This is a genomic window from Streptosporangium sp. NPDC006013 (assembly GCF_040614275.1).
In the GTDB taxonomy this organism is placed as follows: domain Bacteria; phylum Actinomycetota; class Actinomycetes; order Streptosporangiales; family Streptosporangiaceae; genus Streptosporangium.
Window position 1 is genome coordinate 1 of the sequence record NZ_JBEXUE010000351.1, and the last position, 10,689, is coordinate 10,689.

12 protein-coding genes and 1 pseudogene are annotated in these 10,689 nt (G+C 69.5%); 3 read left to right on the forward strand and 10 right to left on the reverse strand.

What is annotated here, in order from left to right:
• Nucleotides 1-169: 169 nt before the first annotated feature.
• The 9 genes from ABZ260_RS36965 to ABZ260_RS37005 all read right to left on the reverse strand — a co-directional run bounded on the left by ABZ260_RS36965 (nucleotide 170) and on the right by ABZ260_RS37005 (nucleotide 6,998).
• A complete protein-coding gene (locus ABZ260_RS36965) occupies nucleotides 170-1,213 on the reverse strand; it encodes a hypothetical protein (RefSeq protein ID WP_355626840.1) in 1,044 nt (347 codons plus the stop codon).
• A gap of 23 nt (nucleotides 1,214-1,236) precedes the next feature.
• Nucleotides 1,237-2,499 (reverse strand): hypothetical protein, encoded by a 1,263-nt coding sequence (locus ABZ260_RS36970; protein WP_355626842.1) that lies wholly within the window; start codon nucleotides 2,497-2,499, stop codon nucleotides 1,237-1,239.
• A gap of 12 nt (nucleotides 2,500-2,511) precedes the next feature.
• Nucleotides 2,512-2,991 (reverse strand): hypothetical protein, encoded by a 480-nt coding sequence (locus tag ABZ260_RS36975; protein ID WP_355626843.1) that lies wholly within the window; start codon nucleotides 2,989-2,991, stop codon nucleotides 2,512-2,514.
• Nucleotides 2,975-4,480, reverse strand: a complete 1,506-nt coding sequence (locus tag ABZ260_RS36980; RefSeq protein WP_355626845.1) for a hypothetical protein — start codon at nucleotides 4,478-4,480, stop codon at nucleotides 2,975-2,977. Before ABZ260_RS36980 ends, ABZ260_RS36975 begins: the two co-directional genes overlap by 17 nt.
• Nucleotides 4,481-4,495: 15 nt before the next feature.
• The gene (locus tag ABZ260_RS36985; RefSeq protein ID WP_355626847.1) at nucleotides 4,496-4,918 is read right to left on the reverse strand and encodes a hypothetical protein; all 423 of its coding nucleotides are present in this window, start codon (nucleotides 4,916-4,918) and stop codon (nucleotides 4,496-4,498) included.
• Between the two features lie 85 nt (nucleotides 4,919-5,003).
• Nucleotides 5,004-5,309 (reverse strand): WXG100 family type VII secretion target, encoded by a 306-nt coding sequence (locus tag ABZ260_RS36990; protein ID WP_355555032.1) that lies wholly within the window; start codon nucleotides 5,307-5,309, stop codon nucleotides 5,004-5,006.
• A gap of 58 nt (nucleotides 5,310-5,367) precedes the next feature.
• A complete protein-coding gene (locus ABZ260_RS36995) occupies nucleotides 5,368-5,700 on the reverse strand; it encodes a WXG100 family type VII secretion target (protein WP_355555029.1) in 333 nt (110 codons plus the stop codon).
• A 312-nt stretch (nucleotides 5,701-6,012) separates the two neighbouring features.
• Nucleotides 6,013-6,453 (reverse strand): YbaB/EbfC family nucleoid-associated protein, encoded by a 441-nt coding sequence (locus tag ABZ260_RS37000; RefSeq protein WP_355626849.1) that lies wholly within the window; start codon nucleotides 6,451-6,453, stop codon nucleotides 6,013-6,015.
• 101 nt (nucleotides 6,454-6,554) lie between these two features.
• Nucleotides 6,555-6,998: a YbaB/EbfC family nucleoid-associated protein gene (locus ABZ260_RS37005; protein ID WP_355626851.1), complete on the reverse strand. Its 444-nt coding sequence runs from the start codon at nucleotides 6,996-6,998 to the stop codon at nucleotides 6,555-6,557.
• 176 nt (nucleotides 6,999-7,174) lie between these two features.
• Between ABZ260_RS37005 and ABZ260_RS37010 the strand changes: the two genes are divergently transcribed.
• Together ABZ260_RS37010 and ABZ260_RS37015 are read left to right on the forward strand one after the other, a co-directional pair.
• Nucleotides 7,175-7,618 carry a hypothetical protein gene (locus ABZ260_RS37010; RefSeq protein ID WP_355626854.1) on the forward strand — a complete coding sequence of 148 codons (444 nt, stop codon included), beginning with the start codon at nucleotides 7,175-7,177 and terminating at the stop codon, nucleotides 7,616-7,618.
• A 42-nt stretch (nucleotides 7,619-7,660) separates the two neighbouring features.
• Nucleotides 7,661-8,419 (forward strand): hypothetical protein, encoded by a 759-nt coding sequence (locus tag ABZ260_RS37015; RefSeq protein WP_355555021.1) that lies wholly within the window; start codon nucleotides 7,661-7,663, stop codon nucleotides 8,417-8,419.
• 1 nt (nucleotide 8,420) lies between these two features.
• On the opposite strand, the gene eccD is transcribed toward ABZ260_RS37015, so the two are convergent.
• Nucleotides 8,421-9,833, reverse strand: coding sequence for a type VII secretion integral membrane protein EccD (eccD, locus tag ABZ260_RS37020; protein WP_355626856.1), 1,413 nt, complete (start codon nucleotides 9,831-9,833; stop codon nucleotides 8,421-8,423).
• 176 nt (nucleotides 9,834-10,009) lie between these two features.
• On the opposite strand from eccD, the pseudogene ABZ260_RS37025 reads away from it, so the two are divergent.
• Nucleotides 10,010-10,689 (forward strand): annotated as a pseudogene (locus ABZ260_RS37025) (type VII secretion protein EccC); the annotation flags it as partial.

A 10,689-nucleotide genomic window follows, 5' to 3' on the forward strand; every position in this document is an offset into this window, starting at 1 on the left:
CCATCACGACACGGGAGCCACCGGGGCATGACCTCGTGACCTCGTGACCCCGCGGCCGGAGGCCGGTGGCGTGCCGCCCCGGGATGCGAGCCGCGAGCTCACGGCGAGCGCCTTCCTTCAGACCGCCGGACCGTCGGGCCGCCGGGCAGGGGGGACCGATCCTCGTCGATCACTGCTCCTGCCCGAGCACGGCGGGAGCGACGTCGGCGTCGTCGTCCCAGTCCCCCTCGTCCCCCGACAGGCCCGAGAACGGGTTGTCGATCTCCCTCTTCTGGTCGCCGGCACCGCCCATCGGCATGAAGGGCATTCCCGCCATGCCGTTCAGCCCGGCCCCACGCGCGCCGGCCAGTGAGGACTGCCCGCCGCCCGCCGCCGCTCCGGAGGGGGAGGCGCCGCCGGAACGGCCGGACTCGCCCGACCAGGTCGAGGCTTCCGGCACCCTCGGCTGCGACGCCGTCAGGTCGGGAGGGGTGTAACCCGCCAGGTCCGTCTTCCCCGGGGCCGGCAGGTCGAGGTTCGGGGTGGCCGGCGTGTTCGCCGCGTCGCCGGAATCGAGGCCCGGGATGTTCGTGTCGGGGACCTGCGGCAGGTCGGTGTTCGGCGCCGGTATGTCGGGCGTGGGGATGTTCGAATCGGGAAGGTCCGTGCCCGGCGTCGTGAGGTCGGGCGTCTCCAGGTCCGGGGTCCGCGCACCGGGCGCGGTCGGGTCGAGGCCACCCGTGCCAGGAAGGCCCGTGCCAGGCAGACCCGTACCGGGAAGACCCGTGTCATCAAGGCCCATGTCGTCAAGGCCCGTACCGGGCAGACCCGTGTCATCAAGGCCCGTGCCCCCCAGATCCAGGCCACCGAGCTCCGGCGTGCCGAGTCCGGGAGAGTCCGGGCCCTGGAAGAGTTCCTCGTTCTCCTTCTCCCGCTTCCTCATGTCCCCGGCCATCGCGGCAAGAGCCGCCTTCCAGGAGTTCAGCACCTTCGCGCTCGCTTCGAGAGCCTGGACGGCGCTGTCGCGAGCCTGGTCGGTGGCCGTCAGCAGCCCAATGCCGACGACGCCGAACGCGGGAAAACCGATGCCGATCGCAGCGGTCCTCTTCCCCAGTGACTCCAGGCCCGGCGCCTCCCTGCCGAACCCGTTGCCGAGTCCGTCCAGATCGTCGGCCGAGTAGCCGATCTCCTGACTCGTCGGACCGAAGCTCATTCCCGGAACAAGTTCGCCCATCTCCACCCTCTCCGGTACCGCGTCTACGTGAGCAGCGGGGGTATGGTGGGGCCGCCGCTGCCCCAGACCTCGTCATCCTCCAGGAGGTCGGTGGTGTTCTCGTACTCCTGCCCCCTCTCGCCCCCCTGTCCATGAAGCGGCGCCCCGAGCGGCAAGATCGGCATGCCGTTCATCCCTCCGCGGGCTCCGGAGAGGGTTCCGGCGCCGCCCGTGCCCCAGATCCCCGCCCCGCCCGTTCCCGCCCCGCCCGGCGTGCCGATGCCCGGCCCCCCGTTCGACGACGGGCCGTTCGTCAAGGCGTTCGCCGGTCCGGTCAGCGCCGTGTCGTTCAGGCCGGTGAGCCGGGTTCCGTCAGCCGGTACGGACAGGTCCTGGCGGGAAGCCTCGGCGCCGTCCAAGGACTGCGGAGACAGATCCAAGCCGTTCCCGCCCGGCACGGACTGGCCGTTCGAGCCGGACGGGCCGGAGGGCTGGACCTGGCCCGGACCCCAGACGCCCTGGTCCGGCCCGAACCGATCCGTCCCCGGCCCGCCGGCACCGGTACCGTTCGTGTCGACCCCCGAGGAGATCAGGTCGTACGGCCCTACTTCCGCCCGCCCCGGGTCGAACGGCCGGTCCGTGCCGCCGGGACCGTAGGGCGAGTCCTGGCCGACCGGCCCGCCGGGAGGCAGTCCGGGAGGCGGGCCGGGGGTGAAACCCCCGTCCTTGAAGTCGGGGATGTCCAGCGGGGTCGGGGTGGGCAACGCCTCCTGCACCTGGCTGGGGAGCAGCGAGTAGTGCTCGGCGATCCTCTGGTTGACCTCGTAGAAGTGGTCTCTGGCTCGGTCCTCCACCCGGTACATCCCGTAGAACGGGATGTGGTCCGCCCAGTCGGTGTCGTGGTCCGACCGCGAGTCCTGCCCCCTCTTCACGACGAGGTTCTGCTGGGCCCAGACCAGGGTGTCCGCGTACTGGTGCAGCGGCGGACCCATCATCCCCATCTTGTCGGCCAGCTCGCGGATGGTCCCGTGCAGAAACTGCAGCTGTTTCTGCGTCTCCACACTCGCCGGCCCCCGGTAGTGGTCGGCCAGTTCCACGGCCTTGCTCTTGAGCTCTCGCGCGGCGTTCTCGAGCAGGGTCTGGGCGGCGAGGTAGTAGTCACCGGCCCGGCGTACCGAATCCGGATTGGTGCTGTCGATCCAGCCCTTGATTTTCTCCAGGGTGCTCTCGAAGAGCGTGATCGAGAGCGTCTCCTTGGGAATGTTGATGACGGTCTGGTTGGGCGAGGTCGATCCCGTTTCCGCCATGGTGGCTCCTCGTCAGACGTCGCGCCGGTCGCCCGGCTCCATGTTGGCTTGCTCGGCGGCGGTGTTGGTCCTGGCGATGCCGATGAGCGCCTCGACGACCGTGTCGTACTGCTGGACCAGCGACGAGTAGAGGCCGCCGGACCCTTCCGTCTCGCCGATGAGCGTCGCGTAGGCGGTGTAGGTCGCCATGGCGAACTGCTGCGCGGTGAGCCACTCCCCCATGTGGGCGGAGCCGATCGCGCACTGGAGCCGAACGTCGGGCAGCGACCCGGCGCCGGGGGGCGGCCCGGGCAACGACGCGGGCGGGCCTCCCTGATCTTGGGCGACCGATGTCGCCGGCGGCTGCGTGGGCGTCGTCAGCGTCGTCAGCGACTCGTCCAGCGCACGCGCGATCCGCTCGATCTCGGCGTGCTTCCCCTCGGGGCCGCCGTCGCCGCTGCCGTCGTCCTTGATCGTCAGGCCGGGCCAGTCCGGGTCAAGTTCGATCGCCATGCCGTGCCTTTCCGTGGTCCGCGGCGGATCCGCTGATGAGCGCGGAGGTCACGTCGGGGCGTGAGCCCCAGACGTCCTGCTCTTCCGTCAGTGGGCTGAACCTCTCGGACTCCTGGGCGCTCTCGCCCCCGGCCCCGCCGCCCATGAACGGCACCATCGGCATGCCGTTCATCGTTCCCCGCGCCGTCGCGGCATTGGGGGGCGGCACGGCCGCCCCCGCCCCCGCTCCCACGCCCGGGGTGCCCAGTACAGGAGGAACGGAGGTGGCGGGGGGAACGACGGTCGTCACCGGTCCGACGGGGCCGACCGGGCTCTGCTGGATCACCGGAACCGTCGCCGGGGTCTGCGGGATGAAGCTCGCCACCTCGGTGCTCCCGGGATCGCCGGCCGGTGTGCCGTCCGTTCCGTCGATCACCGCGGGGACGGTTCCGTCGTTCTGCGGGTTCTGGCCGGTTCCGGTGCCCGTATCGGTGCCGCTGCCGGTGCCGTCCGCGGTGGGCGGGTCCTGCCCGCCCGTCCCTCCGGGACCGTCCGAGCCCGGGCCGCCGGTCCCGGGACCGCCGGGATCTTGACCACCCGGGGCCGAACCGTCCGGGCCCGGGGCGCCCGGACCGGTACCCTCCGTGCCGGGGGTCGAGACCGACCCACCCCGGCTCCCGCCACCGGTCGCTGAAGCGCCCGCTCCCCCGCCGCTCCCGCCGGCGGAGTCCGAAGACCGGCCACCGGACTCCGCGCCCGCTCCGCCGCTCGCCGTCCAGGCACCCGGCCCCCCGCCCTCTGACCCGGGGCGGCCGTTCGGGTACGGGTCGCCGTCGGGGTAGACGACGTCGGGATAGACCTGGCCGCCCTCCGGTATCGTCACGGTCGGCAGGTCGTAGAAGATCGCCTCGGGCACCCTGTGGTTGAGTTCGAGGATCTGCGCGTTCAGCGTGCGCAGCGCCTGGCGGGCCGCGTAGGTGCCGTCCTCGATATCGGAGGCCGACGGCGACGCGCCGGCCGAGGGCTCCTGGGGCGATGGCGTCGACCCGCCGGACGCGGTCGGGGTCGCTGTCGGGGTCGCCGTCGGGGCGGGCCCGGGTTCGGGATTGGGCGTCCGCTCCGCCCCGCCGGGGTTGTCGAGGTTCTCGATCTTCCGGCGGGCCTCGGGGAGATAGACCCCGCCGTACCATCTGAGGACCTCGGACATCTTCTCCATCGTGGAGACCAGTTCCTCGGCGGTGGAGTGCAGCATCTGCAGCGCTCTCTGCACTTCGGCGGACGTCTCACCGCGCCACGACTGGCTGAGTCTCGTCGCGTTCGACGGCAGTGCGTCACGAAGGGTGCCGATCGTGCTCGCGGCGTGCATGTAGGCGAACCCCGCGTCGTCGACCACCATGGGCGAGGTGTTCCGCAACCACTGCTCGATCTGGGCTCTGGACGCGGTGACCTCGCCCTGCTCGGGCGCCGCGCCGGTGGCGCGTATCCGCCGGCTCCCTGAATCGCTGCCCACGACGACCTTCCACTCCTATGCGTTCGAGCCGTTTCCTCGGCGGGGATCGGCCCTGTCGTACTCGTCGGCGTTCGCGCGGATCGCCTGGATGGCCTCCTCGTACCGGGTCACGAACAGCTGGTAGACATACCGCAGCGCCGCGTTCCCCTGTTCGAGGGAGACGATCCCACCGGGGTCGGGCACCATGCCGACGGATCTGGTGAACGCGCTCGCCGCCGGCCAGGCCCCCAGTTCCCGCTCGGTCAGCCCACCGTTGACCTGCACGCTCTTCAGCGATCCCGTCGTGTATCCCTCGGCGTGGGCCTCACCCTTGAGGGGGCCGAGATGCCGCTCCAGCTCGTCTGCGACCTTCCGCATCAGCGTGGTGTCGTACTCGAGTGCCGCCTCACCGTCCAGCCCGGGCCAGCCGGGAGCACCGCCGTCGGAGGCTCTGCTCACGTTTCCCTCTCGAAGAAGACGAGCGGTCTCGGCCATCGCGTCACGCATCGATGGCCGAGACCATATGAGACGTGTACCGGTCGTCTCAGCCGCTGCTCCAGATGGCCTTGTTCCTCGCCTCCGCCGCCCGGTAGTTCTCGTTGGCGGTGCCGAGGGCGACCGCGGCGATGTTCAACTGGCGGCCCATCTCCTGCTCGGCCGCGTCCCAGATCTTGCGGTGATCCTCGAAGTAGGTCGCCGCGTCACCCGCCCAGCTGTCGCCCAGCACCTCCTGGAGCTTGGTGATGAGCTGGTCGGTGGCGGTGTCCATGGCCGTGACGACGCGGAGGAGCCCTTCCTGGGCCTGCTCCATCTGGACGAAGTTGACCTTTGTATAGTCCGAATCAGACACATCGATCTCCGTTCTTGGTCGTGGGTCGAGCAGGTTCACTTCACGCCGACGTCCACGGTCAGGACGCCGTCGTGCTGGTGTTGATGAGGGAGTCGACCCTGTTCATACCTGACTGAACGTCCTGGTCCGCCGCGCTGTAGGTGATGGAGTTGTCACCCATCTTCCTGGCGATCGACTCCAGGTCCCGTCGCACGATCATCATCTGCTCATCCCACTTGCGCATCGCGCCGACGAACCTGGCGGACGCCGGGCCGAGCCAGCCCGAGGCGGTCAGCTCCTGAGTCGTGGTCTCGACGCCCCGGCGCAGACCGTCGACGTACTGCGCGGTGTCAACGACGAGCTCGGACGCTCTCCTGATCTGTGTCGCGCTCGCGCCAAAAAACTCCGCCACCGGCTACCTCCGTGACATAAGCCTGCTTCTTCGCGACGATGCCGTGTCTGCCACGGACCGTACGGCCACAACACCGCACACGCGGACAGAAAGAGCTATAGCCGCAAATACCATCGAATGGCATGTTAGCGATCTAGCGCAACATACCTAACATGAATGCATATCAAGCTCAGATAACACTTTAGTCACATTAAGAAAAACATGCAGGCCAGAGAGGGTAGACCGGGCGGGCACCCCAAGGTGATCGGCGCGGCGACCGGATCGCACCTCAGGCCGCCCACATCCGAAGGCCGACCGCGACGGACCGGGGCGCTACTCAAGTCCTCGGCGAATTCGGGCGAGCTCGCCCATCACATCCTCGAACGTCCGCTTGTAGGCGGCCTCGGCGGACTTGACCTGGCTCATCGCCCCCTCCGGATCGGCGACGAACCTCATCGGGTTCATCTCCTCACCGAACACCTCGCCCATCACCGCGTTCACCCGCGTCTGCAGATCCTGGGAGGCGTCCTGGAGGGCCGCCTTTATCTTCTCCGCGAGTTCGGACGAGCTCAGCCGCATCGCCTTGGGATGGATGTCGAGCGCGCGTAGCCCCTCGGTCGTGTACTCCACCGAGACCAGCTCGTCCTCGTCCTGGGCACGCCCCACCAGCCCGGCGACGTCCTCCCGCAGTCTCCCCGTGCGTGCGATCTGCGACTCCACACCGTTCAGAAACCTGTCGACATCGATGTTCGCGAATTCCCCGAATTCCCTCATCGAGGGTCCCCTCCCCGGGCGCCACTTACCCCACGAGTAACAGGCGGTCACTTTCCGGGCAACCTAGCCGCCCTTCCCGCGGGGTGGCAATACGGCCGGGATCACGACGATCGACGCCGGAGCCTGTCCAGTTCCGCGAAACTCCCGTCCATGGAGCGTGCGAAGGACTCCTGGACCTCCTCGAACCGCCGCAGCGTCCGTCCAACGTCGATCACCGGCGGGGTCTCCCCACCGAGCGCGGAGCGCAACAGGCTCTCGGTCCTCCGCCGGGCGTCCTCCTGCGCGGCCCGTACGACATCCGTCAGCGCCTCGGCGAGGCCCTCACTCCCCAGCCTCATCGCCCGCGCGTCCAGCCGGATTCCCTGGATCATCCCGCCGCCGTCCACCGTCGCCCGTACCAGACCGTCGGCGGACTCCCCCTCCCCCCGCACCGCACCGATCTCCTCGACGGCTCCGGCCAGGTCCCGCACGACCCGGTCCGCCTGACCGCTCATCTTGTCGAACTCCTCGGGCCCGGCTCCCACCGGGTCGAACTCGAAGACCACAGCCCCCCCTTGAAGATCACATGTAAATCAGGATTCGCAGTCGATCGAGGGCCGGTGAACCCACCTCCAGCGGCAGATGTCATCACCCCGAACGTCGCATGAACAGACGCCTCCCACCTGGATGAACGCCGTTTGACGCGTGGCAGGAGTGGCGAACCCGGTGATAGGGAGATCACATGTCCACTCCCTCACCGAGCACCGCCGGCCCTCATCCGGCCGTATGGCGGCCGTCATCGCCCAGCACGATGCCCAGCACGATGCCCGGCGCGGTGTCCAGCGCGGTGTCCACGGCGGCCCCCTCCCCCGGTGGCGCCCAGGACAACCAGGACAGGTACGTCACCTCAACGGGCATCCTGCGAGTCGCGGAGCGTCTGGAACCTGACCTCATCGACCATTTCAAAGATCATCTGCAGAAGCTGCACGACACGATCCTCAGCGACTCCGACCTCGGGATGATGGGCAGCCTGATGATCGCCCCCTCCTACCGAAAGGTTCAGGAGGAGTCGGCCCAGTTCCTTCGGGACGCGATAGAGGCCGTCGAGCGGCTGCAGGGCGGGATGCGCGTCGCCGCCACCAACTGGCGCGCGGCCGAGGACGCGGGCACCGTCCGATACGTCTGACCGGGAGACAACGGGAAGGCCGGGAAACCACGAAGGCAGATCATGATGGCGAAGCACGCGGGCGCGCCGCACGCGATGGAGCAGGCACTCTCCAACCTGAGGCGGGTGCAGCTCCTGACCGGAGTCCCCCTGCTCGCGTTCGGCGCCGTAGAGGCGCTGCAGGCGGACCATGCCGCGATCATCCGGACCGTCAACAACTGGCACGCGCTCGCGCGTGAACTCGACGGCGGCCCGAAACGGCTCATCCCCAATATCAACGACCAGCTGAGAACGGTCTGGAAGGCGGAGGACGAACGGGGGGTGGAGGAGGTCCTCGCGACCTTCCTGGAGAAGACCGAGGCACTGCGCGGAGTCTTCAACGACGTCGCCGGCTGTATGGACGAGGTCGGCAGCGCCTACCGCAACTTCATCTGGACCGTCACCGCCTTCTCCGCGGCGATGCTCACGGCGACCTTGGCCACGGTGGCGCTCACGTTCACCCCTGCCGCCCCCCAGGCCCGGCTCTACCTGCGCCTGCTGGCGGCCGCCTCCGACAAGGTCCTGCTCGCCTGGGCCGGAGTGATGACCAGCTACCTCGGCGCCGTGGGATACACCCTCTTCAACCTCTGGCGCAGAGACCTCTACCTGGACAACTTCGCGCCGACCGACGCGGCCGCCATCGAGTTCAAGCAGGCGACGATCGACGTGACGCGCTACCCGACCTTCCGCGGTTACGCCGACGACAACGCGATGCTGAGGGGCACCCGTGGCTTCGACTGGATCGCCCCCAAGCAGGACAAGCCCATGCCTTACGGACAGTAGCTCAGCCGGCCAGGCCACGTACCCAGGAGTAGACGTCCAGCACGCCGAGGGCGAGCGGGAACAGTGCGACGATCAGCAGGGTCTCCACGATGTCCCCGGCCCTGCCCCAGAACGGGGACGGTTTCCCACGCGGCAGCGCCAGGCCGATGCCCACCGGGATCGCGGCGATCCAGAACAACCCCGTCGCCACGCCGACCGCCGTGAGCCCGCCCCCGGCGACGGCCTGTGACGTCGCGAACAGGACGATTCCGGCAATGCCGGTGATCGTCAGCCAGAGTCGCTGGCCAAGCCCCTGGAAGACGCGGGCCCGCATGAACAGGACCAGCGACAGGGAGAGCGTGGTGGCCGTGGCGGTCCAGCGGGAGTCCAGCGCGAGATAGATCTGGGCCACCAGCCCCACCAGGGCGGTCGCTACCACGAATCCGGTCGCGTAGTGCCGTGCCTGGCCGGCGCGCTCCTGGACGGCCGGGCCGTCGACCTGGTGGTTGTCGCTCCGCAACTCCTCGGCGTTGGTGGGCATCGAGGGCATCGGCATCCCGGCGAGCCGGAACGACAGGGTCGAGATCAGCGGGCCGAACGCAAGCACGACCGTGGCGGTCAGCGCGGCGACTCCCTGTGCGGGGGCTCCGGACAGCATCACGACGACGGCCCCCACCGCGCCGACCGCCGAGGCCACGGCGGAGCCGAGGAATCCGGGCACGCCGTCGGCGACCGCGACGAGGCCGAGGGTCGCGACGAGCACGGTGACGGCGAACGCCGACAGCAGGTGCGGCGCGCCCAGGCCACTCAGACCTCCGAGGGCCAGCGGCGCGAGGAGCCCCGCGAGAAAGCCGTAGGGCAGGGCCGCGTATCCGATCAGCGCGCCCGCCGCGGAGTCGCCCATCGCCCGGGACAGCACGGCGCCCGCGGCGATCAGGAGAACCGCGAACACCCCGCAGAGCACGGCGGGAACCGTCCACGGTGGCCCCGCCAGCATCAGGGACAGGGCTCCGGCGATCAGGAGTGCCACCGCGAGCCCCAGGCCCACCAGGCGGGTGTGCTCCGGGGCCCACTTGCCCGGGCCGTCCTTCACCCTCGTGGCGACCACGTCGGCCACGTCGTCGAACAGGGCCGGAGGGAGCACGGAGTCGCGGGGGCGCAGATAGAGCACCTCACCGTCGAGCACCCCCAGAGCACCCAGGCTCTGACCGATGTCGAGCGGGGGGCCGCCGAGCCGCTGGAGCGCCCATCCGGGAGCCGTCGCGGAGTCGCCTCCCGGCTCGCCCAGCGCCTGCAGCAGGCCGGGCAGGATGTGCGGTAGCGGAAGGTCTGCCGGTAGCGCCAGATCCGCCTTCCCCCTGGGGGCCACCACCGTGACGTGACACAGTGCGGGTAGCGGAGCGGCGACCCGGGCCGGCGCGGTCTGCGGCGTCAATCCCGGAGCAGGCGGTTGAGCAAGTGAACTCACCTTTGTCCTCCGTCCCACCACCGACATTGCGAACATCACAGATATCCCGGATACCGTAGCGGGCGAGAATGGATCATGCACGGCAGCCTTAGCCGAGTATCCGTGACCGACCGCCCGGCGAACGACCAGGAGGGTGACTCAGGGTGAGCATCGTCGTCATACGACGTCCCGAACGCCGTCCCCCGCCCAAGCCACCTCGGGGCGAGATCCTGCTTGAGTCTCCGCCGGAGATTCCCGAGGTCGAGTCACAGGGTTTCACCGCGATCCTCACCTACCTGCCGATGGTGGCCGGTGGCGCCGCGATGGGTCTGATGTTCACCGCCGGGGGGAACTCCAACCCGATCATGTACGTGGCGAGCGGCCTGTTCGCCGTCTCCATGGTGGGCATGTCGGTGGGGCAGATAAGCCGCCAGGCCGGGGAACGCAGGCAGCGGCTGAACAGCCTGCGCCGCGACTACTTCCGCTACCTCGCCCAGATCCGCAAGAGGGTACGACGGGCGGCCGCGCAGCAGCGGGGGGCTCTTGAATGGGGCGCCCCGGCCCCCGACTCCCTGTGGTGGATCGCCATGGGTCCGCGCCTGTGGGAACGGCGCTCCCACGACGACGACTTCGGCACCGTACGACTCGGCACGGGCGTACAGAAGCTCGCGCTCAAGCTCATCCCTCCCGATTCCAAACCCGTCGAGGATCTGGACGCCCTGTCGTCCGGCGCGCTGCGACGGTTCGTCCGGGCGCACTCGACCGTCTCCCGGCTGCCGGTCGCCGTGGCCCTGCACTCCTTCGCACGGATCAGGCTGACCGGCGACGTGGCGTCCGTACACGA

Excerpts from the sequence above, each read along its gene's own strand:
- ABZ260_RS36965 (WP_355626840.1), bottom strand. The coding sequence starts at position 1,213 with ATGGGCGAACTTGTTCCGGGAATGAGCTTCGGTCCGACGAGTCAGGAG.
- ABZ260_RS36970 (WP_355626842.1), bottom strand. The coding sequence starts at position 2,499 with ATGGCGGAAACGGGATCGACCTCGCCCAACCAGACCGTCATCAACATT.
- ABZ260_RS36975 (WP_355626843.1), bottom strand. The coding sequence starts at position 2,991 with ATGGCGATCGAACTTGACCCGGACTGGCCCGGCCTGACGATCAAGGAC.
- ABZ260_RS37000 (WP_355626849.1), bottom strand. The coding sequence starts at position 6,453 with ATGAGGGAATTCGGGGAATTCGCGAACATCGATGTCGACAGGTTTCTG.
- ABZ260_RS37010 (WP_355626854.1), top strand. The coding sequence starts at position 7,175 with ATGTCCACTCCCTCACCGAGCACCGCCGGCCCTCATCCGGCCGTATGG.
- ABZ260_RS37015 (WP_355555021.1), top strand. The coding sequence starts at position 7,661 with ATGATGGCGAAGCACGCGGGCGCGCCGCACGCGATGGAGCAGGCACTC.